Consider the following 25,941-nt stretch of genomic DNA (forward strand, 5'->3'; position numbering starts at 1 on the left):
CGGGGCCACCGCGCGCTGCGGCCCGGCGTGCGGTGGGACGGGGGGTCCGGCGGCCGTGCCGGGCCGCCGTCCGCGTTGTTAAGGTATGGGCGCCGATCACCCGATCACCCGTCAGTCCGCCCGCAGGCCCGTCAGCCGGGACCGGCGCGCGGGCCCGCGGGCCGTCCGCCGTATCGAGGCCCCATGAGCCCCAAGAAGCGTCCCACCATCGCCGACATCGCCGAGGCCGCCGGTGTGTCCAAGGGCGCCGTGTCCTACGCGCTCAACGGCAAGGCGGGGGTTTCGGAGCAGACCAGGGCCAGGATCCTGGAGATCGCGGCGCGGATGGGCTGGCACCCCAGCAGCGCCGCCCGCGCGCTGTCCGACGGGCGCAGTGGCGCGGTCGGCCTGGTGGTTGACCGCCCGGCGTGGGTGCTGGGCATCGAGCCGTTCTTCATGCAGCTCATCTCCGGAGTCGAGGCGGGTCTCGCGGCCACCGGCACCGCGCTGCTGCTCCAGGTCACCGACGACGCCCGCGCCGAGGAGGCGGCCTACCGCCGCTGGTGGGGCGAGCGCCGGGTGGACGGGGTGCTGCTGGTCGATCTGCGCGAGCAGGACGCCCGGCTCGGCCTGGTCGCGGAGCTGGGCCTGCCCGCGGTGGTGATCGGGCACGCGGCGGAGTCCTCCGGGGTGCCGTCGGTGTGGATCAACGACGGCGCGGCCGTACGCGAGACCCTCGCGTACCTCGGGGCGCTGGGCCACCGCAGGATCGCCCGGGTCGCCGGTCCCGCCGACTTCGTGCACACCCGCGAGCGCAGCGAGGCCTTCGAGTCCGCCGCCGCGGAACTGGGCCTGGAGGGCGTGCCCTGCGTCTACACCGACTACTCCGGCGAGGCGGGCGCCCGTGCGACCCGGCGGCTGCTGTCGGGCTCGGCGCGCCCCACCGCGATCGTGTACGACAACGACGTCATGGCCGTCGCCGCGCTGAGCGTCACGCAGGAGATGGGCGTGCACGTCCCCGGCGAGCTCTCCCTCGTCGCATGGGACGACAGCGAGCTGTGCCGCCTGGTGCACCCGGCGCTGACCGCGGTCAGCCGGCGCGTGATGGAGTACGGCGAGCGGGCCGCCGCCGCGCTGCTCTCGCTCATCGACGGCGGCCCCGTCCCGGACATCCAGCTGCCCGCGCCCGCCCTCGTCCCGCGTGGCAGCACCGCGCCCCGGGGGGCGTGACCCCCGTCCCGCAGCACCGTCCGCGCCCGCACCCCACCGGTGCGGGCGCCTTCGCGTGCGCGGCCCGAGTCGCCTGCGTTACATGGTGTTTCATGGCGCCGACCCCGTCGCGATCCCTTGACGGGCGGGAGGCGCGCTAGTTAAATCACGTCGCGATATAAGGCGTGAAACAAGTGATGAAACAAGCGTGCGGACCCCCTCGCTGCACGCTTGACCCTGTCAGGCCCATGCCATCGTGCCGAGAAAGGCAACGACTCATGAGCGCAGCAACCCGGCCCCACACGGGCAGATCCACCGCATCCCGGCTGCGGCGCACCGCCGTCGGGATCCTCACCGCCGCCGCGGCGGCCGTCGTCCCGGTGCTCGCGGTCCCCACGTCCGCGCACGCCGCGGGCGAGAGCGTGCAGGTCTACCTCACCACCACCAACGACTCCGGCGGCCGCAACGTCGTCAAGGGTCTGGAGCAGCAGTCCGCGGTGTCCTTCGCCGCCGGCACCGGCGGCTCCGGGCAGAACGTCACGGTGGACGAGGGCACCACCTACCAGCAGTTCACCGGCGGCGGCGCGTCCTTCACCGACACCGCCGCATGGCTGATGAACAGCAGCGGGGCGCTGTCGTCGGCGACCCGCAACACGGTCATGCAGAAGCTCTTCGACCCGGTCAACGGCATCGGTCTGGGCTTCCTGCGCAACCCGATGGGCGCCTCCGACCTGGCCCGCAACAGCTACACCTACGACGACATGCCGGCCGGCCAGACCGACCCGACGCTCGCGCACTTCTCGATCGCCCACGACCTCGCGGACGTGGTCCCGCTCACCAAGCAGGCCCGCCAGCTCAACCCGAACGTCAAGGTCATGGGCACCCCCTGGACCCCGCCGCCGTGGATGAAGGACAACGGCGCCTACAGCCAGGGCTGGCTCCAGTCGCAGTACTACGCGGCCTACGCTCAGTACTTCGTCAAGTACCTCCAGGCCTACCAGGCGCAGGGCGTGCCGGTGGACTACGTCACCGTGCAGAACGAGCCCACCTGCTGCTCCGGCTACCCGTCGGCGCAGTGGAACGGCTCGGGCCTGGCGTACTTCACCAAGACGAACCTGCTGCCCGCGCTGCACGCGGCGGGCCTGCCCACCAAGGTCCTGGCGCTGGACTGGAACTGGGACACCTACGACAGCTACGCCGCGCCCACCGTCACCGACGCGTCGATCCGCAACGACCCCAACTTCGGCGGCATCGCGTGGCACGGCTACGGCGGCAACGTCTCCGAGCAGACCACGGTGCACAACCAGTACCCGAACCTGCCCGCGTTCGACACCGAGCACTCCGGGGGCACCTGGATCGGCAACCAGCAGAAGGAGGACATGGAGAACCTGATCGACTACACCCGCAACTGGGGCCAGAGCTGGGTCAAGTGGAGCCTCGCGGTCGATCAGAACATGGGCCCGCACAACGGCGGCTGCGGCACCTGCACCGGCCTGGTCACCGTGCACAACGGTGACAGCCGCAGCGGGCAGGTGGACTACACGATCGAGTACTACACGATGGGCCACCTCACGAAGTTCGTGAAGCCCGGCGCGACCCGTATCTCCTCCACCGACAACTCCACGATCCGCAACGTGGCCTGGCGCAACCCTGACGGCTCCAAGGCGCTCATCGCCTACAACGAGTCGTCCTCGGCGCAGACCCTGCGGGTCAACTGGGGCAACGAGAACTTCTCCTACTCGCTGCCCGGCGGCGCCTCCGCCACCTTCACCTGGGCGGGCACGCCCGGTACCGGCGGCGGCACCGGAACCGGCCACACCGGCACGATCACCGGCTACGGCGGCAAGTGCGTCGACGTGGCCGGTGCGAGCAGCGTCAACGGCGCGGCGGTCCAGCTCTACGACTGCAACGGCACCGGCGCGCAGCAGTGGACCGCCTCCGGCTCCACCCTCCAGGCGCTCGGCAAGTGCATGGACGTCAGCTCGGCCGGCACCGCCAACGGCACCCAGGTCCAGCTGTACGACTGCAACGGCACCGGTTCCCAGGTGTGGACCCGCGGGGCGAACAACTCGCTGGTCAACCCGCAGTCCGGCAGATGCCTGGACGCCACGGGACCGAGTTCCGCCAACGGCACCCGGCTGCAGATCTGGGACTGCACCGGCGCTGCCAACCAGCAGTGGAACGCGCCCGCCGCGTGATCCGCTGAACCCCTGAACGGCCGGCTGCGGACCTCTCACCGCGGCCGGCCGCGCTGAAGGAAGAGAGTCGGACCGCCGGGTCCGCGCGACACGCGCGGGCCCGGCGGTCCGGCGTGTGCGGGGCACGCCGGAATAGGAACGGGGTCCACCGGGCATTCCAGCCGTCAACAGGTGTTTGTCAGACGTTGACCCGGCCGGCCGCGTGGGGGTGGGGCACGGCCACCCGCGCCGCCTAGTCTGAAGGAGGGTCCGATCCGCTCCGGTTGTGCGCATCCGTACGGTCCTGCCCGCTTGCTCCGTCCGCTCTGCTCCGCCCAGCCCTCACGCCGCGCCCCACGCTGCCGTGTCCCCACGCGCCGAGGAGTCCACCGTGTCCATCGCCCGCAACGAGGGGGCCGTCCGGCAGCGCGTGTCGCTGCGGACGGCGGTGATGCTGCTGCCGGTGGTCGCGGTCGCGGCGCTGGTGAGCAGCAAATGGACGGTGATCGGCTCCAGCGCGGGCCGGCTGGGTGAGGCGGACGCCGGATGGCTGGCCGTGGCGTGCCTGGCGGCCTTCATGACGTGGGTGTGCTCGGCCACCGCGCAGCAGGGCGCGGTCGTCGAGACGCTACCGCCCGCGACGCTGCTGGCCACCCAATTCGCCGCGTCCGCCGCCAACCACGTGCTGCCCGCGGGAGTCGGCGGCAACGCCGTCAACCTGCGCTTCCTGATGCGCCGCGGGCTGACTCCGACCCGGGCGCTCGCCGCGCTCGCGGTACGCGCCTGCGCCGCGGTCGCCAGCCGGGTGACGCTGCTGCTCACGGTGCTGCTGCTGTTCCCCGACGCCCTCCAGTTGCACCGGGTCACCAGCGGCGGTCCGCGGATGCCCGACCACCCGCTGGTGCTGGGCTGCCTGGCGGTGGCGGTCCTGGGCGGCGGGGTGCTGCTGACCCGCTGCGTGGGGCGGCTGCGCGACCGGCTGCGCGAGGTGCTCGGCTCGGTGCTGCACGACGTGCGGGTGCTGCACGGCAACCGGGCCCGGGTGGCGGCGCTGTGGGGCGGTTCGCTGGCCTTCCCGGCGATGCACGCGGCGGTCGTGGTCGCGGTGGTGCGCGCGGTGCACGCGCCCGTCCCGGTGAGCGGGGCGGTGGTGGCCTACCTGTTCGCGAGCACCGCGGCGGGCTGGCTGCCGACCCCGGCCGGGCTGGGCTCGCTGGACGCCGCGCTGGCCCTCGCGCTGGTCACCGCGGGCGCGTCGGGTGTGACGGCGACCTCCGCGGTGCTCGGCTACCGGCTGGTCACGACCTGGCTGCCGCTGGTCCCGGGCATGCTGGTGCTGGCGGTGCTGGTGCGCCGGGGAGAACTCTGAGCGGCACGGGCGAAGTTATTGGTACGGACCTTCGTCACAAGTATTGACGGGTACTTCGCCCCGCCAGTTAAATCACGTCCTGAACTAAGACGTGAGCGAAGCAATCCGGGGCGGCCGCCGCCGTCCCGTGGCCGCTCGGAGTCCGACAGTCCATCTGTCAGGGGCATGACCTGCTGCGCCTGTGCGCCGCCCGTCGTGCCCGCGTCCCGCCGCCCCTACCGAGGAGTCCGGCATGTCGGCAACACCCCCCACCCGACGTATCAGACGGATCCACCCCCTCCCGCTGCTCGCCGCGGCCGCGCTGCTGGCCGCCGCCCTCTTCCAGGCCGCCACCCCGGCCGACGCCCGTACCGCCGCCGCCCCGGCAGCGGCCCCCGCGGCCGCCACCGCGACCTTCACCGACGACTTCAACGGCCCCGCGGGCAGCGCCGTCGACAGCTCCAAGTGGGGCTACGAGACCGGTGACAACGTCAACAACCACGAGCGCGAGTACTACACGAGCGGCACCCACAACGCCGCGCTCGACGGCAACGGCGACCTCGTCATCACCGCCCGCAAGGAGAATCCGGCCAACTACCAGTGCTGGTACGGCACCTGCCAGTACACCTCGGCCCGGCTGTCGACCCCGCAGAAGTTCACCCAGGCCTACGGCCACTTCGAGACCCGTATGAAGCTGCCGCGCGGCCAGGGCATGTGGCCCGCCTTCTGGATGCTCGGCAACGACATCGGCTCGGTCGGCTGGCCCAACAGCGGTGAGATCGACATCATGGAGAACGTCGGCTTCGAGCCCGGCAGCGTCCACGGCACCATCCACGGGCCCGGCTACTCCGGCTCGGCCGGCATCGGCGCGGGCTACACGCTGCCCGGCGGCCAGAGCTTCTCCGACGCTTTCCACACCTTCGCCGTCGACTGGGCCCCCAATTCCATCACCTGGTCGGTCGACGGCCACGCCTACGAGACCCGCACCCCGGCCGACCTGAACGGCAACCGCTGGGTCTTCGACCACCCGTTCTACATCATCATGAACCTCGCGGTCGGCGGCTACTGGCCCGGCGACCCCGACGGCAGCACCACCTTCCCGCAGCAACTGGTCGTCGACTACGTCCACGTGACCACCTCCGACACCTCGGGCGGCAGCACCGGGGGCACCGGCGGCACCGGCGGTACGGGCGGCCACCCCATCACCGGCATCGCCGGGAAGTGCGTCGACGTCGCGGGCGCGAGCACCGCCAACGGCGCCGCGGTCCAGCTCTACGACTGCAACGGCACCACCGCGCAGAACTGGACGGTCGGCTCGGACGGCACGCTCCGCGCGCTCGGCAAGTGCCTGGACGTCACCGCGGCCGGCACCGCCGACGGCACCAAGGTGCAGCTCTACGACTGCAACGGCACCGCCGCACAGAAGTGGACCGTCACCGCCGCCCACGACATCGTCAACCCGGCGGCGAACAAATGCCTGGACGCCACCGGCAACAGCTCCGCCAACGGCACCCGGCTGCAGATCTGGACCTGCACCGGCGCCTCCAACCAGAAGTGGACCGTGACCGGCTGACCACCGCTCCGTCCCGCCCCCTCCGGGCCGCACCGGGCCCGGCCATGGCACTCCGCTCCCCGGCCGTGTAGGCATGGTTCCCGCGATGCACCATGCCTGCGTCCCGCACCACGCGTGACGTGACGGCAGGGGAGCGGAGGCAGGTCGCGATGAACGGGCGGAGGCACACCGGATGACGGACACCACAGGCGGCACGGCCCCGGGCGCGGGCGGCGGACGAGTGCTGGTGGTGGACGACGACGCCGTCATCCGCCGCTCCCTCGGCCGCGCCCTGCGGCTGCGCGGCTTCACCGTCGCCGAGGCGGACGGCGGCGCCGCCGCCCTCGCCCGGCTGACCGGCGACGACCCGCCCGACGTGCTGGTGCTGGACATCTCGATGCCCGACATCGACGGCATCGAGGTCTGCCGCACCCTGCGCTCGGCCGGCAACGACCTGCCGGTGCTCGCCCTGTCCGCGCTCGACGAGGTCGCCGACCGGGTCGCCGGGCTCCAGGCCGGCGCCGACGACTACCTCGTCAAACCCTTCGCGCTGGACGAGCTGGTGCTCCGGCTGCACGCGCTGCTGCGCCGCCGCCCGCCCCGCCCCGGCGGCCCGGTCCGCGCCTGCGGCCTGACCGTCGACCCCGACGCCCGCACCGCCACCCGCGACGGCAGCCCGCTGGACCTGACCCGCCGCGAGTTCGAGCTGCTGGAGACCCTCGTGCGCAACGCGGGCCTCGTCCTGACCCGCGACCAGCTGCTGGACCGGGTCTGGGGCTACGACTTCGACGTGCGCAGCGACGCCGTGGACACCTTCGTGAGCTACCTGCGCCGCAAGCTGGAGGCCGGCGGTCGCCCGCGCATCCTGCACACCGTGCGCGGCGTCGGCTTCGTGCTGCGCCCGGCCGAAGGCGCCGGACCCGTGCCCGGTGCGGGGGCGGGACCCGCGCCCGCCGGGAGCGGTACATGAGGCTGACCACCAGGATCGCGCTGGCCGTCGCCGTCGTCGTCCCGCTGCTCGTGCTCGCCTCCGGATGGGTCATGGTCCGCCTCGTCACCCGGGACGTGCACGCCGCCACCGACACCCACCTGCGCGAAAGCGCCGCAGCCGCACGCCCCGAGGCCCTCTCGCTGCTGCGGGCGATGGCCAACGACCGCCCCGCGAGCGTCGAACAGGCCCGGCAGCGGAAGCTGTTCACCTCCGCGCTCGACGTCGGCATCCGGGTCGCCGGACCCGAGGGCACCGTCAGCGGCGGCCCGCAGCCCGCCGCCTCCGCAGCGCTCCCGGCGCCCGCCGACGCCGTCCGGCCCGTCACCGTGACCGCGGACGGCAGCGGCTGGCGCGCCCTGGCCGTCCCGCTCAGCAGCGTGCGGCCCGCCGCGCGCGGCACCCTGTGGCTCTTCTCCGCCGACACCGCGGGGCGCCGGCAGATCGCGCAGGTACGCCGCCGGGTGCTCACCGTCGCGCTGCTCACCGCGCCGGTCGCAGGACTCGCCGCCTGGCTCGCCGCCGTACGGCTCGCCCGCCCGCTGGCCGCGCTGCGCCGCCGCGCCGCCGGCATCGACCCGCGCACCGGCGCCGCCCGCCTGGACCACACCCCCACCGGCGTGCCCGAGGTCGACGACCTGGCCCGTACCCTGCGGACCCTGCTCGCCCGCTACGACGAACAGGCCGCCCGCACCGCCGAGGCACTCGCCACCGCCCGCTCCTTCTCCGCCGCCGCCTCCCACGAACTGCGCACCCCGCTCATGGGCATGCGCATCAACCTCGACGTGCTGGCGGGCGACCCCGCACCCGGCGCCGCCGAACGCACCGAGATCCTCGCCGACCTGCGGGACGGGCACGACCGGCTGCTCGGACTGCTGGTGATGCTGCGCACCCTCGCCGCGGGCGACCTCGTCGAGGCCGACGCCTTCGGGCCCGCCGACCTCGCCGACATCCTCGACGCCGCCGTACGCGACCTGCGCCGCGACCACCCCGCCGCGCGGGTGACCGTCCACGCGGACGGGCCCTGCACCGTGCAGGGCTGGCCGCCGGGGCTGCGCAGCGCGGTGGACAACCTGCTCCGCAACGCGGTCGTGCACGGCGCCGGGGAGGTCGAGGCCGCCCTGACCCGCGCCCTGGACGGCGCCTCGGTGCGCCTCACCGTCGCCGACCACGGCCCCGGGGTGCCGCCCGACGCCCGCAGCGGGGTCTTCGCGCGCTTCCGCCGCCGCCCCGGCAGCCCCGGATCGGGCCTCGGCCTCGCCCTGGTGGGCCAGCAGGCCGCCCTGCACGGCGGCGCCGCGACCGTCACCGACCGGCCCGACGGGATGCCCGGCGCGCACTTCGTCCTCGACCTGCCGACCGCCGTGCCCGAACTGCCGCGGCAGCGCGACTGGCTGGGCGGCGAGGAAGCGGGAAGCCCCGACGGGGCCGTCCGGGCGCCACAAGATTTCCACAAGGAGCGCTCCTAGCCTCCCCGGCGGGACGGGCGCCGCGCCCGCGGCGCCGCCACCGAGGAGGTCACCCATGCGCACCACCCGTACGGTCGTGCCCGCCGTCGCAGCCGTCGCGGCACTGTTCGCCGCGGCGGGCTCCGCGACCGCCGACACCGGCAGCACCCCGTCGCCCTCGTCCACCGCGAAGTCCGCGGCCAAGGCGCCCCAGGGCGACGGCGCCCGCGCCCTGTGCCGCCGGCTGCCCACCGTGGACGCCCGCATCGACCGTGCCCTGGCCCGGCTCAACGGCCCGGCCACCGAACGCGGCTCGGTCGCGCGGCTGCAGCAGCGCGTCACCAACGCGCAGGCCAAGGGCGACACCGCCGTGGCCACCTACCTCAAGGGACGGCTCACCTTCCGCACCTCCCTGGTCACGACCCTCGGCCAGCGCTCCACCGACCTGGACGCCGTCCGCACCTGGTGCGGCACCCAGCATTTCCCGGTGAAGAAGCCGAAGTCGGACAAGGGCACCGGCAAGTGACCCGGCGTCAGGCCCTGGCCCTACTCCCGGCCGGTGCGCTGGCCGCGGCCCTGCTGCTCACCGGCTGCGGCAGCCACGACGGCGCCTCCGGCAGCACGGGTGCCACCTCCCCGGCCCCGGCCGCCTCCGACCTGGCCCACATGCAAAAGCTCGTGGACGACGCGGACTCCGCGGCCGCCGCGGCGGAATCCGACGCGGCCTCGGACAACTGACGCGCGCCGCCCTCTCGCCGGGAGTGCTACTTGGCGTCCGCGTAGCACTCCACGGCATGCGTCTCCAGCGGGAAGGGCACCGGCGTGCCGCCGAAGACCAGCCTGCGGGCCTCGTCCGCGGACGCCGCCACCGCGGCCTCGACCGCGGGCGCCAGCTCCGCCGGGGTGTGCACCACCACCTCGTCGTGCTGGAAGAAGACCAGCCGCGGCGGGGCGCCGATGCGGGCCAGCTCGCGGCGCAGCGCCGCCAGCATCGCGAGCGCCCAGTCCGCGGCGCTCGCCTGGATCACGAAATTCCGTGTGAAGCGGCCCCAGGAGCGCGCCGCCCTGCGGTCCGGCGAGGCGCCGTCCGCGGGGTCCGCCGACTCGTCGAGGAAACGGTCGGCGGACGGCGCGGGCGACGTCCGCCCGAGCTGCGAGCGCACGACCCCGCCCGCCTCACCGGTCCGGGCCGCGGACTCCACCAGCGTGAGGGCGGCCGGGAAGCGCCGCCGCATCACCGCCAGCAGCTGGCCCGCCTCCCCGCTGGTCTGCCCGTACATCGCCGCCAGCAGCGCGATCTTGGCCCGCGGCCGGTCGCCCGCGAAGGCGTCGCGGGCGAGTGTCGCGTACAGGTCGCCGCCCGCCGCCGCCCGCGCCAGGCCCGGATCGCCGGACATCGCGGCGAGCACCCGCGGCTCCAGCTGCCCCGCGTCCGCCACGACCAGCCGGTGCCCCGGATCGGCGACCACCGCCGCCCGCAGCGGCCGCGGGATCTGCAGCGCGCCGCCGCCCCGGGTCGCCCACCGGCCGGACACCACACCGCCGACCACGTACTCGGGGCGGAAACGCCCGTCGCGCACCCACGCCTCGCGCCAGGCCCAGCCGTGCGCGGCATGGATGCGGGACAGCTCCTTGTAGCGCAGCAGCAGCTCGGCCGCCGGGTGCGCCACCTTGCGCAGCTCGTGCGAGCGGGTCGAGGTGAGCGGCACGCCCACCCGGGCGAAGGCGGGGAGCAGCTGAGCGGGCGAATCCGGGTTGACCGGGCGCCCGCCCAGCGCGTCCTGGATCTGCCGCGCGAGCCCGGCCAGCAGCGCTGGCCGCGCACCGGCGGCCGGGCGCGGCCCCAGCAGGCCGGTGAGCAGTTCGTCGTGCGCCGCCGCGCTCCACGGCAGCCCGTCCCGCCCCATCTCGACGGCCGCCAGCGCGCCCGCCGACTCCGCCGCGCACAGCAGCCGCATCCGCTCCGGGTGCTCGCCCTCGGCGACCCGGCGCTGCTGGGCGGCGTGCACCTCCACCAGCGCGGCCAGCGCGTCCGTACCCGGCGGCAGGTGCAGCCGGTCGGCCGTGAAGAGCACCGGCTGGCCCTCCGCGCCGTGCTCCGGGGCGTCCGGCGGCTCCGGCAGCCCGCGCAGCCGCGCCCACGCGGCGCCCAGCGACCGCGGCCTGCCCCACCTGCCCTCCGCGCCGAGCAGCAGCGTCTCGACCAGCCGTACGTCGTGGCACCGCGCCAGCCGGACCCCGCCGCGGTCCAGCAGATCCGGATAGACCTCCTCCGTCCCCGCCCACACCCAGCGCGGCGCGGCCGCCGCCTCGATCTCGCCGACCGCCGCCGCCAGATCCCCGACCGTCCGCACCTCTCCGACCGGTGCGCCCTGCTCGTCCACCTGGCGCAGCCGGCCGCCGCCGCCCACCGGGTCGGCCACGACGGCCACCCGTGCTGCCCCGGCGTCCACGGCTCCACTCACACCGCGAGCGTAGGTCCCGCCACTGACAATCCGGCCGGTCCCGGCCGTGCGGGGCGCGTGCGGGCACAACGACGAGCCCGGCGGCGCGAAGGCGCCTGCCGGGCTCGGCGGCGGACGGTCAGCCCTGCTGCTCGGCCTGGGCCTCCTGCACGGACTTGTGGACCTCGGCCATGTCGAGCGCGCGGGCCTGCGAGATGACGTCCTCCAGTGCGGGCTCGGGCAGGGCGCCCGGCTGCGCGAAGACGGCGACCTTCTCGCGGATGATCATGAGAGTCGGGATCGACTGGATCCCGAAGGCCTGCGCCAGCTCGGGCTGCGCCTCGGTGTCCACCTTGGCGAAGACCAGGTCGTCGTGCTTGTCCGACGACTTGTCGTACACCGGGGCGAACATCCGGCACGGGCCGCACCAGGCGGCCCAGAAGTCGATGAGGACGAAGTCGTTCGAAGACACGACCTCGTCGAAGTTCTCCTTGGTCAGCTCCACAGTGCTCATGCCCCCCACAACGGGTGGCAGCGCCGGGAAATTCCGCCTGCGCGACCGGGTTCTTCACCCGTTCGGGTGATGCCGCCCGCCGCGACGGGCCGAGCGGCGGGACCGCTCGTTGGCCCCGGTATGGCACCGACGCAGACGAAGTGGACCCGCCAGCCGGACCCCTCGACGGCCCCTCCTCCCGCCGGAACGGTTCTGCACCCCTCGGCGGAGCCCCCCGTCTTCGCGGCCCTCGCCGCCCAGTGGCGCTCCGCCGGCCGCATGGTCCCCGGTCAGACCGACCCCGAATGGTCCGCCCTGGTCACCCACGTCCCCCACGTGACCCGCACCTGAGGCCCGCGAAGTCCCGCCTGCCGGACGGCGCCCGACACGCACGCCCGCCGTGTCGTCGGGCTCGTCCGAGCAGGCCACCTACGCGGACGGCCCTCCGCCGTGCGATCGCACGCATCCGGCACCGTCCGCCCCGCTCTCCGGGCGGACGCCGGGACTTCGCGGCCCCGCCCTAGCCCCCGGGGGCTGCTCTCCGCGCAACAGGCGCGCGGCCCGCGGCGAGGCCGCCGGTCCGCGTGGGCCGCCGGGGCGCGGCGCCCGGGGGCGTTCAGCCCGCCGGGCGGGGCAGTGGCTGGGGTGGCGGGGGGCCCGCGTACGTGCCGGTGGGGCGCAGGCGGAGCGGCGGCTCGGCGTACTCCTCCAGGGCGTGCGCGATCCAGCCCGCGGTGCGGCTGACGGCGAAGACCGCCTCACCGGCCTCCGCGGGCATGCCGGAGGCCACGGAGAGCACCGCGAGGGCCAGATCGACGTTGGCGTGCAGCGGCCTGTGCCGGGCCACCGTGTCGACCGTGTCGCGCGCGGCGGCCAGCGCGTTCGCCGCCCCCGGCACCTCCGCGAGCCGGGCGAGGAGCAGCCGCGCCCGCGGGTCCTCGCCGCGGTAGAGGCGGTGGCCGAGGCCGGGCACCCGCTGCCCGCCGCGCAGGTACTCGGCGACCACCGGCCCCGCGCTGCCGCGGTCCAGCACCTCACGGAGCATGCGGTGCGCCAGCCCGCTGGCCTGCCCGTGCAGCGGACCGTCGAGCGCGCCGAGCCCCGCGGAGACCACCGCGTACGGGTGCGCCCGCGCCGAGGCCGCGACGCGCACGGCGAGTGTCGAGGCGGCCAGGCCGTGGTCGACGAGCAGCGCCAGCGCGGTGTCCAGCGCGCGCAGCGCCGCCGGGTCGGGCTCCCGCGCGGTCAGCCGCGCCCAGAGCCGTCCGGCGGTCGTCCCGCCATCGGCGGCGGGTGCGCCGCCGGCCGCCGGCAGCGCGTCGACCAGGGTCGGGATGAGCCCCCGCGCGGACGCCAGGACCGCCTCCGGCGCGAGGTCGAAGCGCAGCGGATCCGCGCAGCCCGCGGCGACGACCGCGACCCGCATACGGTCCATGGGACCGCTTCCGGCGGGCAGCGCGGCCGCCGCCGCGCGGGCGGCGGCCAGCGGCTCCGGGGGAGCGGTGAAGCGGGTGCCGGGCCGCACCCGGCCGGTCCACAGCCACTCCGCGACCTCCTCGAAGCCGTACGCCCGCGCGAGCGCGACCGCGTCCACCCCGCGGAAGGAGTACGTCGTGGTGGCGGTGTCGATGTGCGTGACGCCGCTGCGGATCCGCCCCCAGCCGCCGTCCGCGCCGCCGGAGTCCGCCCCCGGCTCGCCCGTGCCCGCGGCCTCCGCGCCGCCGGGCCCGGAGCGGCCGCGGGCGGCCAGCGCGGCCACCTCGGCGGGGTCGAAGGTGCTGCCCCGCCCGCCCGGCACCCGCCTGCTGCCGAGCAGCCCGCGGCTCACGTACGCGTACAGCGTCTCGGGCTTGACCCCGAGCCGCCGCGCCGCTTCCCGTGTGCCGATCCGCTCTCCGGTGCCGCCCTCGCCCGCGCCGGTGTCCGCCGTCCCCTCAGCCATGGACGCCACCGTACCCACTTTCCGTCAACCCTCGTCCACATTGATCCTATCAATATTGACAGAATTTCAATCAATCATGGACAGTCGAATCAAGAGCCGAGGAGGAGAACCCATGCGCACAACCGAGTCGCCCGCCCCGTCCGCCCTGCTGGAGGCCCCGCGAGGGCTGAAGGGTGTGATCGTCACCGACACCGTGCTCGGCGACGTACGCGGCGCCGAGGGCTTCTACCACTACCGGGAGTACTCCGCGGTCGAACTGGCCGCGAGCCGCGGCTTCGAGGACGTCTGGCACCTGATGGTGCACGGGGCGCTGCCCACGCCCGCCGAGCGCGCCCGCTTCACCGCGCAGACCGCCGCGCTGCGCCACCTGTCGCCCGAGGTCAGGGCGGCGCTGCCGGCCGTGGCACGGGCCACCGGCGCCTCCGGCCCGCTCGCCGGGCTGCGGACGGCGCTGTCCCTGACGGGCGCGGCGGCCGGCTTCCGGCCGGTGTACGACCTTGACCCGGCCGCCCGGCAGGCCGACGCGCTGGCCGCGTGCGCCGCGGTGCCCACGCTGCTGACCGCCCTGTACCGGCTGGGCCAGGGGCTGGAGCCGGTCGAGCCGCGCGACGACCTGCCCCACGCCGCGAACTACCTCTACATGCTCACCGGCGAGGAGCCCGACCCCGTGCGGGCACGGGCGGTCGAGCAGTACCTGATCTCCACCGTCGACCACGGCTTCAACGCCTCCACCTTCACCGCCCGGGTCATCGCCTCGACCGGCGCCGACCTGGCGGCCTGCCTGGTCGGCGCGGTGGGCGCGCTGTCCGGGCCGCTGCACGGCGGGGCGCCGAGCCGCGCGCTGGACACCCTGGACGCGATCGGCACGCCGGACCGTATCGACGGCTGGCTGCGCGAGCACATCACCGCGGGGGAGCGGATCATGGGCTTCGGCCACCCCGTCTACCGCACCGAGGACCCGCGCTCGCGGCTGCTCAAGGGCATAGCCCGGGAGATCGGCGGCGAGCTGGTCGACTTCGCGGTGCAGGTCGAGGAGCGGGCCGAGGCGCTGCTCGCCGAGCTGAAGCCGGGGCGGGAGCTGCACATCAACGTGGAGTTCTACGCGGGAGTGGTGATGGACCTGTGCGGGCTGCCGCGGGAGATGTTCACGCCGACCTTCGCCGCCGCGCGGGTCGTCGGCTGGAGTGCGAACATCCTTGAGCAGGCGGCCGACAGCAAGATCATCCGACCGTCCGCCCGCTACGTGGGCACACCGCCGCCCCGTCCCGTCCCGGCGGCCTGAGTGCACGTACCGACTGGTCGGTAATATGATCGCGCCGGGAGGTGCCCGGTGCGAGGCCCACCCGGGAGGAGTCGCCCGTGCGCGCGATCCAGATCACCGAGTTCGGCGGACCGGAGGTCCTGAAAGAGGCCGAACTGCCCGACCCCGTCCCGGGGGAGGGGCAGCTGCTGCTGGACGTCGCATCGGCGGGCGTGAACTACGCCGACACGCACACCGTGGAGAATTCCTACCTCTCGCGCAGCACGCTCCCCCTGGTGCCGGGCGCCGAGGTCGTCGGCCGCACCGCCGACGGCCGCCGGGTGGTGGCCCTCACCGACAACGGCGGCTACGCCCAGAAGGCCGTCGTCCACGAGGGCATGGCGCACGAGGTGCCCGACGGCGTCACCGACGCGCAGGCGCTCGCGCTGATCATCCAGGGCGTCACCGCCTGGCACCTGCTGCGCACCTCGGCACGGATGGCCGCGGGCGAGAGCGTCGTCGTCCACGCCGCGGCGGGCGGCACCGGCTCGCTCGCCGTCCAGCTCGCCCGGCACTTCGGGGCCGGCCGGATCATCGCCACCGCGTCCACCCCGGACAAGCGCGACCTCGCCCTGGAACTGGGCGCCGACGTCGCCGTCGACGGCGCCCCCGAGGGGCTCACCGAACGGCTGACCGAGGCCAACGGCGGGCGCAAGGTGGACATCGTGCTGGAGATGACCGGCGGCCCCGTCTTCGACGCCTCGCTGGCCGCGCTCGCCCCGTTCGGCCGCCTGGTCGCCTACGGCATGGCGTCCCGTGTCCCGCCGACACCGGTGGAGCCCGCGCAGCTCATGGGCCGCTCGCGGGCCGTCGTCGGCTTCTGGCTGGCGCACTGCGTCGGCCGGCCGGGGATGTACCACGAGCCGCTCGGCGAACTGCTGGCCATGACCGCGGACGGCAGGCTGCGCCCACAGGTCGGCGGCGTCTACGGCCTGTCGGAGGCGGCGCGCGCGCACACCGACCTGCGGGCGCGGCGTACGGTGGGGAAGCTGGTGCTCGACGTGACCCGATGAGTGGAACCAGGGGGTCGTCCCGCACGTTGCACCGGTGCAAGAGTGGAAATTGCAGGCACAATCACCACCAGTGCAGCACGTCGGGCCGCCGCCCGCGACCCGCGCCCCGCACAGTTCGGGAGGGGCTCATGCCACGCAACCGCTTCGCACCCGACCGGGGCCTGACGACCCGGATGGTCGTCACCATGTTCCTGATCGGGCTGCTGTACGTCGTCTTCGTCGGCGCGCTGCTGGCGCTGCTGCGCGGCTCCTGGCCGATCATCCTGGTCGTCGCGGGGCTGCTGTTCGTCGCCCAGTTCTGGTTCAGCGACCGCATCGCCTCCTTCAGCATGGGCGCCCGCGAGGTCACCCCCGAGCAGCAGCCGGAGCTGCACGGGGTGGTCGACCGGATCTGCGCGCTGGCGGATCTGCCCAAGCCGAAGGTCGCCGTCGCCCGGTCGGACGTGCCGAACGCGTTCGCGACCGGCCGCAACCAGAAGAACACGGTGGTGTGCGTGACCACCGGCCTGCTGTGGAGGCTGGAGCCCGAGGAACTGGAGGGCGTCGTGGCGCACGAGCTGTCCCACGTCGCCCACAAGGACGTCATGGTGATGACGGTCGCGTCGTTCCTCGGCGTCCTGGCCGGTGTCATCACCAGGATCGGCCTGTGGGGCGGCTTCCGGCGCAGCCGGGATCCCGGCACCACCGCGCTGGTCGTCCTGGTGCCGCTGGTCAGCGCCGCGGTCTACGTCGTGAGCTTCCTGCTCACCCGGATGCTGTCGCGCTACCGCGAGCTGTCCGCCGACCGCAGCGCCGCCCTGCTGACCGGCCGCCCCTCCGCGCTGGCCTCGGCGCTCACCAAGGTCAGCGGCGAGCTGGCCGCGATCCCCACCAGGGACCTGCGCGCCACCGAGCCCTTCAACGCCTTCTACTTCGCCCCCGCGCTCACCACCAGCGCCACCGTCTCCAAGCTGCTCGCCACCCACCCCAGCCTGGAGCAGCGCCTCGCCCAACTCGCCGCCGTCACCGTCGAACTGGACCGCCGCTGATGGGACTGCTCGATGTGCTCCTCGGCCGCAGCAAGCCCGTCAAGCCGGATCTCGACCAGCTCTTCGGGCTGGCCTCGGCCGCGCTGACCCTGGAGGCGGCGAGCGAGCTGCGCCCGACCGGACGCGGCGCGGTGTGCTTCGCCGCCGTCGAGGGCGGGGCCTTCACCGAGATCCAGCAGGATCTGCACGCCCTGCTGCCGCTGGAGTCCAGCCGTGACTCCTACGGCTACACCTGGCTGGAGTCCCGGCACACCCCCGACGAGACCAACGACCTGGTCACGGATCTGCACGCGGTCAATTCCGCGCTGGAGTCCGGCGGGTTCGGCCCGCAGCTGCTGTGCTCGCTCGTCTCCTTCCACGACCCCGGCGGCCCCGAGGACCGCCGGATGGCCCTCGTGTATCTCTACAAACGCGGCTCCTTCTACCCCTTCGCCCCGCTGCCCGGGGAGAAGCGCGACCACGCTCTGGAACTCCAGGTCAAGGCCCTGGTCGCGAACGACCTGCGGCTGGAGCAGGACCTGGCGCGGTGGTTCCCGGTCTGGGGTGCCCCGGGCCTGAGCGGCTGAGCGCCGCGCCGCCGCGCCGTCCGCATGCCTAAGGTGGGGCTGTTGCCGGACAGATTCGTCAGGAGGCGCACCGATGACCACGTACGACCCCGCCACTGTGAAGATCAGCCCCGAATCGTGGGTGGCGGACCAGGCCAGGCGGTACGAGGAGTCCAACGGCACCGAGGCCACCGACATGAAGGGCTCGCCCTGCCTGCTGCTGGACTACCAGGGCTGGCGCAGCGGCGAGTGGCGGCGCACGGTGCTCATCTACGGCCGCTCCGGCGAGGATTATCTGATCGTCGCCTCCAAGGGCGGCGCCCCCGAGCACCCGCTGTGGTTCAAGAGCCTGATCACCAACCCCGAGGTGCACGTCCGGGTGCTCGGTGAGCGCTTCCCGGCCCGTGCCGAGGTGCTGACGCCCGAGGAGAAGGCCGAGGTCTGGCCGGATCTGGTGGAGGTCTACCCGCCGTACGAGGACTACCAGCAGAGCACCAGCCGCGAGATCCCCGTCATCCGCCTCACCCGCGTCTGACGGTCCGGCCGGAACCGGACACCGGTAAGGGGCGCCCATCCAGGATGGGCGCCCCTTACGTCAGGCGGTCCGTCGTGCCGCTCGGCCTACCGGTCGGCGTGCTTGCCGCGTACCGCCATCCAGGTGGTCAGTGCGGCCAGGGCCAGTTCGAGGGCCAGCAGGAAGACCAGCGCGAGGCCGAAGGCGTGCGGGTAGCGGCCCGGCGCCCCGGCGCCCACCGCGCCGTAGAAGACGATGCCGATCAGCGCGATCCCCAGCGCGCCGCTGACCTGCTGGATGGTGGCCACCACTCCCGAGGCGGCGCCCACCAGGTGGGCGGGGACGGTGCCGAGCGCGGTGTGGGTCAGCGGGGCGATGACCAGCCCCATCCCGACGCCGTCGAGGAAGAGTCCGGGCACCAGCTCCCACAGGCTGCCCGTGGTTCCCGAGGCGTGCACCGCGGCCCACAAGGCGCCCAGCCCCGCGGCCATGGCCAGTGCCCCGGCGGGCACCGTCCGGCTGCCCAGACGTTCGGCGATGCGGTGCGCGGTGGTCGAGGTGAGCAGGTAGCCCGCGCCGATCGCCACGAAGACCACACCCGAGGTCAGCGCCTGCAGACCGCGCCCGGCCTGCAGATACAGCGCCAGGACGAGGAAGAACGAGCCCTGTCCCGACCAGAAGACCAACTGCGCCACGGCGCCGGCGGAGAAGCCGCGCTGCCGGAAGAGCGCGATGTCCAGGACCGGGTCGCCGCCCGCCGCGCCCACCCGGCGCTGGTGTGCCACGAAGGCCGCGAAGAGCACCACGGAGCCGGCCAGGCACGCCCACGTCCACGCGGGCCAGCCCAGGGCGCGTCCCTGGATGAGCGGCAGCACGAGGGCGACCGTGGCGGCCGTGGACAGCGCCACTCCGGTGATGTCCAGCCGCGGGCGGCGCGGCGCCCGCGACTCGGCCAGCGCCCGCGGCGCCACCGCGAGTGCCAGCAGCCCGATGGGCACGTTGATCAGGAAGCAGGCCCGCCAGCCGAGCCCGAGCACGTCCGCCTTGATCAGCAGTCCGCCGATGAGCTGTCCGAAGACCGCGCCCACGCCCATCGTCATGCCGTACATCCCGAACGCGCGGGCCTGTGCCCTGCCCTTCCACTCGGTCTGCAGGATGGCGAGCACCTGCGGGCCCATCAGGGCCGCGGACAGCCCCTGGCAGACCCGCGCCGCCACCAGGCTCCCGGAGGTCGGTGCCAGGCCGCAGGCGGCCGAGGTGGCGGTGAAGAGCGCGAGCCCCAGCATGAACATCCGCCGCCGGCCGTGGATGTCGCCCAGCCGGCCCGCGGTGATCAGCCCGGTGGCCACGGCCAGGGCGAACCCGGCCACCACCCACTGGATCGCCGCGGTACCGGCGTGCAGGTCGCCCTGCACGGCCGGTATCGCCACGTTGACGATGAAGAGGTCCAGCGAGGTCATGAAGGTCGCTGCCAGCAGGACCGGCAGACCGAGCCCCGGCCGCCCGGCGGCCGGTGCCGCGTCCGCGGAAGCGGACGGGGAGAGCGTGGAGGTGGCCGAGGCCATGGCTGAACTCCTGTCACGAAGAGGATCGGTGGGGGGCGGGGCCGGTCAGGCGCCGGCCGGGACCTTGTCGAGGAAGCCGTGGACGCGCTCGATCAGGCCGTCCTCACCGGTGGCGATGACGTCGAAGCCGACCACCAGCGACTCGCCCCCGGCCGGGCCCAGCTCCCAGGTGAAGCGGGCGATGTGGTGGTGGGCGTCGACCGGGCCGAGGGTGAAGACCAGGCCCGCGAACTGCGCCTGCACCGCGCCGATCACCGCGTCCAGCGCGTCCGGGCCGGTGACGTCGGCCAGCGGGTCGGTGTAGCGGGCGTCGGCGGCGAAGACCGCGCCGATCGCGGCGCGCCGGGCGGCCGGGTCGGTCTCGTTCCAGGCGGCGATGTACTGCTCGGCAAGCTGCTGGATGTCGCTCATGACGGGGTGTCTCCCTGCTGTCGCCGGCGCCTTGTTGCGCCGTGTCCTTGCAGGTCATGAAGTTACGGACCGCGCTGTACAGCCGAATCGGTCATCGTTAGGTAATCGCCGACCGGTCACCGGTGTACATGTCCGCCGACCCCTGCCGGACGGGAAGCGGCGCAGGTCAGCGGGGGTGCCGGCGGACCGCTCGGGGAGTGCCGTGCGGCGGGCGGTGCGCTGTCGGGGACGGTTCGGGGGTCGCCGCGTGCCCGGGTGCGGGGAAGGCCGGGCGAAGGGCGGCGCCGCGCTAAGCGCCCGCTCAGCCGGACCCTTGCGAAAACTGGAACACGTTTCTACGATCGCGGGTGTGACATCGTCAGTGTCAAACCTGCCCGCACCCCCCGTCCCGCCCGGACCCGGCCCGCTGGCCGGGGTACGGGTGGTCGAGCTGGCGGGCATCGGCCCCGGCCCCTTCGCGGCGATGCTGCTCGCCGACCTCGGCGCCGACGTCGTCCGCGTCGACCGCCCCGGCGGCCCGGGGCTGGGCGTCGCCCCGGCGGACGACCTGACCAACCGCAACAAGCGCTCGGTGCTGCTCGATCTCAAGACGCCCGAGGGCGCCGCGGCCGCCCTCGACCTCGCCGAACGCGCCGACATCCTCGTCGAGGGCTACCGCCCCGGCGTCGCCGAACGCCTCGGTGTGGGCCCTGCGCAGTGCCTGGCGCGCAACCCGCGGCTGGTCTACGGGCGGATGACCGGCTGGGGCCAGGACGGACCGCTCGCCACCAGCGCCGGCCACGACATCGGCTACATCGCGATCACCGGCGCCCTGGCCCTGAACGGCCCCGCCGACCAAGCCCCCACCGCTCCCGCGAACCTGCTCGGCGACTACGCGGGCGGCGCGCTCTACCTCGTCACCGGCGTCCTCGCCGCCCTGCACCACGCCCGCACCTACGGCGCGGGCCAGGTCGTGGACGCCGCGATCGTGGACGGCACCGCCCACCTCGGCACCCTGCTGCACGGCATGCTCGCCGCCGGCCTCTGGCAGGACCGCAGAGGATCCAACCTGCTGGACGGCGGCGCGCCCTTCTACGGCGTCTACGCCACCTCCGACGGCGGACACATGGCCGTCGGCGCCCTCGAACAGCGCTTCTACGACACCTTCGCCGCCCTGCTCGGCCTGACCCCGCAGCAGGCCGCGCTCCGCGACGACCCGGCCCGCTGGCCCGAACTGCGCACCGCCGTCGCCGACCGCTTCCGCACCCGCACCCGCGAGGAGTGGACGGCGGTCTTCACCGGCACCGACGCCTGCGCCGCGCCCGTCCTGTCGCTCACCGAGGCCCCGCGGCACCCCCACCTGGCCGCCCGCGGCACCTTCACCGAGGCGGGCGGCACCGTCCAGCCCGCGCCCGCGCCGCGCTTCTCCGCGACACCCGCCGCGCTGCGCCGCCCGCCGGCCCTCCCGGGCGCGCACACTGCGGAGGTGGCCCGCGACTGGGACGTCCCCGCCCTGACCGACCGCCGACGCGGCGCCGCCCCGCCCGGCCCCGCCGCCGACCGCCCATGACGTACGACCGCGTGCGGGCCGCGCCCCGCCGCCCGCGACCGCATCAGGAACCCACCCCGCCGCCCGCGCCGAACCCGCACAGAAAGGCCCGACGTTGAGCACCGACGCCTACGTCTACGACGCCGTCCGCACCCCCCGAGGGCGCGGCAAGGCCAACGGATCGCTGCACGGCACCAAGCCGATCGACCTGGTCGTCGGCCTCATCCGGGAACTGCGCGAGCGGCATCCCGGTCTCGACCCGGCCGCGATCGACGACATCGTGCTCGGCGTCGTCAGCCCGGTCGGCGACCAGGGCTCCGACATCGCGCGTGTCGCCGCCGTCGCCGCGGGCCTGCCGGACACGGTGGCCGGCGTGCAGGAGAACCGCTTCTGCGCCTCCGGCCTCGAAGCGGTCAACATGGCCGCCGCGAAGGTCCGCAGCGGCTGGGAGGACCTGGTGCTCGCCGGCGGCGTCGAGTCGATGTCGCGCGTCCCGATGGCCAGCGACGGCGGTGCCTGGATGATGGACCCGATGACCAACTTCGAGGTCGGGTTCGTCCCGCAGGGCATCGGCGCCGACCTCATCGCGACCCTCGGCGGCTTCACCCGGCACGACGTCGACGCCTATGCCTCGCTGTCCCAGGAGCGCGCCGCCGAGGCCTGGAAGGACGGCCGCTTCGCCCGCTCCGTGGTGCCCGTGCGCGACCGCAACGGCCTGGTCGTCCTCGACCGCGACGAGCACCTGCGCCCCGGCACCTCGCCCGAGTCGCTGGCCGCGCTCAAGCCCTCCTTCGCCGACATCGGTGAACTGGGCGGTTTCGACGCCGTGGCGCTGCAGAAGTACCACTGGGTCGAGAAGATCGACCACGTCCACCACGCGGGCAACTCCTCCGGCATCGTGGACGGCGCCGCGCTCGTCGCCATCGGCAGCCGGGAGATCGGCGAGCGCTACGGGCTGGAGCCCCGCGCCCGTATCGTGTCGGCCGCCGTGTCCGGGTCCGAGCCCACGATCATGCTCACCGGTCCCGCGCCCGCCAGCCGCAAGGCCCTCGCCAAGGCCGGTCTGACCATCGACGACATCGACCTGATCGAGATGAACGAGGCCTTCGCCGCCGTGGTGCTGCGCTTCGCCGCGGACATGGGTGTCGGGCTCGACAAGGTCAACGTCAACGGCGGCGCCATCGCCCTGGGGCACCCGCTCGGCGCGACCGGCGCGATGCTGCTCGGCACCGTCGTCGACGAACTGGAGCGCCGCGACCAGCGCTACGGCCTGGTGACCCTCTGCGTCGGCGGCGGCATGGGCATCGCCACCGTCGTCGAACGCCTCTGACCCGCCCCGCCCACGCCCCCACCCCGCCGCTACGGAGCCACCCGACATGAGCGAGCCCACCACCATCCGCTGGGAGCAGGACGCGGACGGCGTCGTCACCCTCGTCCTGGACGACCCGGCGCAGTCGGCCAACACCATGAACGCCGCGTTCACCGCCTCCCTCGAAGCGGTCGTCGACCGCCTGGAGGCCGAGGTCCAGAACGTCCGCGGGGTCGTCGTCACCTCCGCGAAGAAGACCTTCTTCGCGGGCGGCGACCTGCGCGACCTGATCCGCGCCACCCCCGAGGACGCCGCCGACGTCCTGGCCGGCAGCATGCGCGTCAAGCGCGCGCTGCGCCGCCTGGAGACCCTCGGCAGACCCGTCGTCGCCGCGATCAACGGCGCCGCGCTCGGCGGCGGCTACGAGATCGCGCTGGCCTGCCACCACCGCGTCGCCCTCGACACCCCCGGGACCAAGATCGGCCTGCCCGAGGTCACCCTCGGCCTGCTGCCCGGCGGCGGCGGGGTCGTCAGGACCGTGCGCCTGCTCGGCATCGCCGACGCGCTCCTCAAGGTGCTGCTCCAGGGCACCCAGTACTCGGCGCCGCGCGCGCTGGCCGCCGGGCTGATCCACGAAGTCGCCGCCGACCGCGACGCGCTGCTCGCCGCCGCCCGCGCGTACATCGACGCCCACCCGCAGGCCCGGCAGCCGTGGGACGAACCCGGCTACAAGATCCCCGGCGGCACCCCGAAGAGCCCGGCCTTCGCCGCCAACCTGCCGGCCTTCCCGGCCAACCTGAGCAAGCAGCTCGCGGGCGCCCCCTACCCGGCGCCGCGCAACATCCTGGCCGCCGCCGTCGAGGGCTCCCAGGTCGACTTCGACACCGCGCAGGTCATCGAGGCCCGCTACTTCACCGAACTCGCCTGCGGCCCGACGTCGAAGAACATGATCCAGGCCTTCTTCTTCGACATGCAGGCCGTCAACTCCGGCGCGGGCCGCCCCGCAGGGATCCCCGCCCGCCCGGTCACCAGGGTCGCCGTCCTCGGCGCGGGCATGATGGGCGCCGGTATCGCCTACGCCTGCGCACGCGCGGGCATCGACGTCGTCCTCAAGGACGTCACCCCCGAGGCGGCCGCCCGCGGCAAGGCCTACTCCGAACGGCTGCTGGACAAGGCGCTCGCCAAGGGCCGCACGACACCGGAGAAGCGCGACGCGCTGCTCGCCCGCATCACGGCGACGGCGGAGCCCGCGGACCTGGCGGGCTGCGACGCCGTCATCGAGGCGGTCTTCGAGGACGCGGCGCTCAAGCACAAGGTCTTCCAGGAGATCCAGGACGTCGTCGCGCCCGACGCGCTGCTGTGCTCCAACACCTCCACGCTGCCGATCAGCCGGCTCGCCGAAGGCGTCGAGCGCCGCGCGGACTTCATCGGCCTGCACTTCTTCTCGCCGGTCGACAAGATGCCGCTGGTGGAGATCATCAAGGGCGAGCAGACCGGCGACGAGGCACTGGCCCGCGCCTTCGACCTGGTGCGGCAGATCCGCAAGACGCCGATCGTCGTCAACGACTCGCGCGGCTTCTTCACCTCCCGGGTGATCAGCCACTTCATCAACGAGGGCGTCGCGATGCTCGCCGAGGGCGTCCCGGCCGCGTCCGTCGAGCAGGCCGCGGCGCAGGCCGGCTACCCGGCCAAGGTGCTGTCGCTGCTGGACGAGCTGACCCTGACGCTCTTCGTCCGGATCAGCCGCGAGACCCGCGCCGCGGTCGAGGAGGCCGGCGGCGTGTGGACCCCGCACCCCGCCGAGGCCGTCATCGGCCGCATGGTCGACGACTTCGGCCGCACGGGCCGCAGCGGCGGGGCGGGCTTCTACGACTACGCCGACGGCCGCAGGACCGGGCTCTGGCCCGGCCTGGCCGAGCACTTCGAGAAGCCCGGCACGCAGATCCCGCTGGAGGACCTGAAGGAGCGCATGCTCTTCGCCGAGTCGCTGGACACCGTGCGGCTGCTGGAGGAGGGCGTGCTCACCTCGGTCGCCGACGCCAACGTCGGCTCGGTGCTCGGCATCGGCTTCCCCGCCTGGACCGGCGGTGTCCTGCAGTACGTCAACGGCTACCCGGGCGGCGTGGCCGGCTTCACCGCCCGCGCGCGCGAGCTGGCCGCCACGTACGGCGAGCGCTTCACCCCGCCCGCGCTGCTGGTCTCCACCGCCGAGCGCGGCGGGACGTTCACCGACGGCGACCGGACGCGCTGAGCCGCGCCCAGGAACGCGCCGGACGGCCGCTCAGGGCCCTCCGGCGCGTTCCGCGGCGTCCCGGTCCGGGTCGGCGGTCCCGGCGTCCTGAGCGGGCCACGGCGGCCCCGCGGGCGGTACCGGCCAGCCGGCCCACAGCTGTTCCTTCAGCGACCGCTGGAAGGCCGTCACGAGCGCCTGCACCACCAGCGGCTGCATCTGCGCCGACAGCGACCGTGCCGCGGGATCCGGACCTGCCTCCCGGCCCGGCCCGCCCACCGTCTCCCGGAAGATCCGGGAGATCGCGCCCGCCGCCGCCCGCGCGTGCTCCTGGAGCGCCTCCCGGGCCGCGACGATGGCCTCCAGCGGGACGGGCGTGTCCAGCAGCCGCAGCCCCAGGTGCAGGACGCCCGGGTCGGCGACGAAGGCGTCGGGGTCCGCGGTGCGCTCCAGCACCGTCATCGCCACCAGCCGTGCCACGTCCGCCTCACCCAGCGGGCGGCCCGCCCGCCGCTCCAGCTCGCCGCGGTCCAGCCGCGCGCTGCCCTCGGGCAGCCAGGACGCCACGAGCGCCCGGTGGATCGCCAGGTCGTGCTCGCCCACCCCGGCCGGCAACTGCGCCAGGTAGCGCTCCACCGCCGCGAGCGTCAGACCCTGCTGCCGCAGCTCGCCGATGAGCGCCAGCCGGGACAGGTGCCCCGGCCCGTACCGGCCGACCCGGCGCGGGCCGATCTCCGGCGGCGGCAGCAGGCCGCGGGCGCTGTAGAAGCGGACGGTGCGGACGGTCACCCCGGCGCGGGCGGCGAGCTCGTCGACGGTCAGGGCGGTCTGCGGCACCGCATCAGTATTGCCGCGCCGCCGCCCCCGTGAAAGGCGCCCGCAAGCTCCGCGCGGGGACTCCGCCCTGGCCACCGCCCG

23 protein-coding genes are annotated in these 25,941 nt (G+C 74.4%); 17 read left to right on the forward strand and 6 right to left on the reverse strand.

Translation table 11 applies throughout. From position 1 onward, the window contains the following. The first annotated feature begins 183 nt into the window (after nucleotides 1-183). The 8 genes from ACWERV_RS09700 to ACWERV_RS09735 all read left to right on the forward strand — a co-directional run bounded on the left by ACWERV_RS09700 (nucleotide 184) and on the right by ACWERV_RS09735 (nucleotide 9,439). Nucleotides 184-1,209: a LacI family DNA-binding transcriptional regulator gene (locus ACWERV_RS09700; protein ID WP_452930850.1), complete on the forward strand. Its 1,026-nt coding sequence runs from the start codon at nucleotides 184-186 to the stop codon at nucleotides 1,207-1,209. Nucleotides 1,210-1,466: 257 nt separating this feature from the next. Beyond that, nucleotides 1,467-3,386, forward strand: a complete 1,920-nt coding sequence (locus ACWERV_RS09705) for a ricin-type beta-trefoil lectin domain protein (protein WP_452930853.1) — start codon at nucleotides 1,467-1,469, stop codon at nucleotides 3,384-3,386. A 370-nt stretch (nucleotides 3,387-3,756) separates the two neighbouring features. Further along, the gene (locus ACWERV_RS09710; RefSeq protein WP_452930856.1) at nucleotides 3,757-4,734 is read left to right on the forward strand and encodes a lysylphosphatidylglycerol synthase domain-containing protein; all 978 of its coding nucleotides are present in this window, start codon (nucleotides 3,757-3,759) and stop codon (nucleotides 4,732-4,734) included. A gap of 232 nt (nucleotides 4,735-4,966) precedes the next feature. Next, the gene (locus tag ACWERV_RS09715) at nucleotides 4,967-6,286 is read left to right on the forward strand and encodes a ricin-type beta-trefoil lectin domain protein (RefSeq protein WP_452930858.1); all 1,320 of its coding nucleotides are present in this window, start codon (nucleotides 4,967-4,969) and stop codon (nucleotides 6,284-6,286) included. Nucleotides 6,287-6,458: 172 nt separating this feature from the next. Then, nucleotides 6,459-7,235, forward strand: coding sequence for a response regulator transcription factor (locus tag ACWERV_RS09720; protein ID WP_452930861.1), 777 nt, complete (start codon nucleotides 6,459-6,461; stop codon nucleotides 7,233-7,235). Then, entirely contained in the window at nucleotides 7,232-8,722 is a 1,491-nt protein-coding gene (locus tag ACWERV_RS09725) for a sensor histidine kinase (RefSeq protein WP_452930863.1), read from the forward strand. The genes ACWERV_RS09720 and ACWERV_RS09725 overlap by 4 nt, the downstream gene beginning before the upstream one ends. A 55-nt stretch (nucleotides 8,723-8,777) precedes the next feature. After that, nucleotides 8,778-9,227, forward strand: coding sequence for a hypothetical protein (locus tag ACWERV_RS09730; RefSeq protein WP_452930865.1), 450 nt, complete (start codon nucleotides 8,778-8,780; stop codon nucleotides 9,225-9,227). Beyond that, nucleotides 9,224-9,439, forward strand: coding sequence for a hypothetical protein (locus tag ACWERV_RS09735; RefSeq protein ID WP_398179809.1), 216 nt, complete (start codon nucleotides 9,224-9,226; stop codon nucleotides 9,437-9,439). Before ACWERV_RS09730 ends, ACWERV_RS09735 begins: the two co-directional genes overlap by 4 nt. A gap of 26 nt (nucleotides 9,440-9,465) precedes the next feature. On the opposite strand, the gene ACWERV_RS09740 is transcribed toward ACWERV_RS09735, so the two are convergent. Together ACWERV_RS09740 and trxA are read right to left on the reverse strand one after the other, a co-directional pair. Next, complete coding sequence (locus ACWERV_RS09740) at nucleotides 9,466-11,166, reverse strand: bifunctional 3'-5' exonuclease/DNA polymerase (RefSeq protein ID WP_452930869.1); 1,701 nt, start codon at nucleotides 11,164-11,166, stop codon at nucleotides 9,466-9,468. Nucleotides 11,167-11,284: 118 nt separating this feature from the next. Then, on the reverse strand, nucleotides 11,285-11,659 hold the full coding sequence (trxA, locus tag ACWERV_RS09745; RefSeq protein ID WP_452930871.1) for a thioredoxin: 375 nt from the start codon (nucleotides 11,657-11,659) through the stop codon (nucleotides 11,285-11,287). Between the two features lie 120 nt (nucleotides 11,660-11,779). Between trxA and ACWERV_RS09750 the strand changes: the two genes are divergently transcribed. Beyond that, nucleotides 11,780-11,989, forward strand: coding sequence for a hypothetical protein (locus tag ACWERV_RS09750; protein ID WP_398179800.1), 210 nt, complete (start codon nucleotides 11,780-11,782; stop codon nucleotides 11,987-11,989). Between the two features lie 265 nt (nucleotides 11,990-12,254). On the opposite strand, the gene ACWERV_RS09755 is transcribed toward ACWERV_RS09750, so the two are convergent. After that, nucleotides 12,255-13,580, reverse strand: coding sequence for a citrate/2-methylcitrate synthase (locus ACWERV_RS09755; protein ID WP_452930875.1), 1,326 nt, complete (start codon nucleotides 13,578-13,580; stop codon nucleotides 12,255-12,257). A 112-nt stretch (nucleotides 13,581-13,692) separates the two neighbouring features. On the opposite strand from ACWERV_RS09755, the gene ACWERV_RS09760 reads away from it, so the two are divergent. From ACWERV_RS09760 to ACWERV_RS09780, 5 genes are all read left to right on the forward strand, one after another. After that, the gene (locus ACWERV_RS09760; RefSeq protein WP_452930878.1) at nucleotides 13,693-14,862 is read left to right on the forward strand and encodes a citrate synthase; all 1,170 of its coding nucleotides are present in this window, start codon (nucleotides 13,693-13,695) and stop codon (nucleotides 14,860-14,862) included. A gap of 77 nt (nucleotides 14,863-14,939) precedes the next feature. After that, on the forward strand, nucleotides 14,940-15,893 hold the full coding sequence (locus ACWERV_RS09765; protein WP_398179791.1) for a quinone oxidoreductase family protein: 954 nt from the start codon (nucleotides 14,940-14,942) through the stop codon (nucleotides 15,891-15,893). A gap of 128 nt (nucleotides 15,894-16,021) precedes the next feature. Further along, complete coding sequence (gene htpX / locus ACWERV_RS09770) at nucleotides 16,022-16,921, forward strand: zinc metalloprotease HtpX (RefSeq protein WP_452930881.1); 900 nt, start codon at nucleotides 16,022-16,024, stop codon at nucleotides 16,919-16,921. Then, the gene (gene pspAB, locus ACWERV_RS09775; protein WP_452930884.1) at nucleotides 16,921-17,487 is read left to right on the forward strand and encodes a PspA-associated protein PspAB; all 567 of its coding nucleotides are present in this window, start codon (nucleotides 16,921-16,923) and stop codon (nucleotides 17,485-17,487) included. Before htpX ends, pspAB begins: the two co-directional genes overlap by 1 nt. A gap of 73 nt (nucleotides 17,488-17,560) precedes the next feature. Continuing rightward, entirely contained in the window at nucleotides 17,561-18,001 is a 441-nt protein-coding gene (locus ACWERV_RS09780; RefSeq protein WP_398179782.1) for a nitroreductase family deazaflavin-dependent oxidoreductase, read from the forward strand. Between the two features lie 86 nt (nucleotides 18,002-18,087). On the opposite strand, the gene ACWERV_RS09785 is transcribed toward ACWERV_RS09780, so the two are convergent. Together ACWERV_RS09785 and ACWERV_RS09790 are read right to left on the reverse strand one after the other, a co-directional pair. Further along, a complete protein-coding gene (locus ACWERV_RS09785; RefSeq protein ID WP_452930887.1) occupies nucleotides 18,088-19,545 on the reverse strand; it encodes an MFS transporter in 1,458 nt (485 codons plus the stop codon). Between the two features lie 45 nt (nucleotides 19,546-19,590). Further along, nucleotides 19,591-19,956 (reverse strand): nuclear transport factor 2 family protein, encoded by a 366-nt coding sequence (locus ACWERV_RS09790; protein ID WP_398179776.1) that lies wholly within the window; start codon nucleotides 19,954-19,956, stop codon nucleotides 19,591-19,593. Nucleotides 19,957-20,305: 349 nt separating this feature from the next. Between ACWERV_RS09790 and ACWERV_RS09795 the strand changes: the two genes are divergently transcribed. From ACWERV_RS09795 to ACWERV_RS09805, 3 genes are all read left to right on the forward strand, one after another. Next, nucleotides 20,306-21,505, forward strand: a complete 1,200-nt coding sequence (locus ACWERV_RS09795) for a CaiB/BaiF CoA transferase family protein (RefSeq protein ID WP_452930891.1) — start codon at nucleotides 20,306-20,308, stop codon at nucleotides 21,503-21,505. A 94-nt stretch (nucleotides 21,506-21,599) separates the two neighbouring features. After that, the gene (locus tag ACWERV_RS09800; protein WP_452930893.1) at nucleotides 21,600-22,814 is read left to right on the forward strand and encodes an acetyl-CoA C-acetyltransferase; all 1,215 of its coding nucleotides are present in this window, start codon (nucleotides 21,600-21,602) and stop codon (nucleotides 22,812-22,814) included. A gap of 46 nt (nucleotides 22,815-22,860) precedes the next feature. Then, nucleotides 22,861-25,044 (forward strand): 3-hydroxyacyl-CoA dehydrogenase NAD-binding domain-containing protein, encoded by a 2,184-nt coding sequence (locus ACWERV_RS09805; protein ID WP_452930896.1) that lies wholly within the window; start codon nucleotides 22,861-22,863, stop codon nucleotides 25,042-25,044. Between the two features lie 30 nt (nucleotides 25,045-25,074). On the opposite strand, the gene ACWERV_RS09810 is transcribed toward ACWERV_RS09805, so the two are convergent. Beyond that, a complete protein-coding gene (locus tag ACWERV_RS09810) occupies nucleotides 25,075-25,860 on the reverse strand; it encodes a MerR family transcriptional regulator (RefSeq protein ID WP_452930899.1) in 786 nt (261 codons plus the stop codon). Between the last annotated feature and the right edge of the window lie 81 nt (nucleotides 25,861-25,941).

This window comes from Streptomyces sp. NPDC004031, from assembly GCF_053604375.1.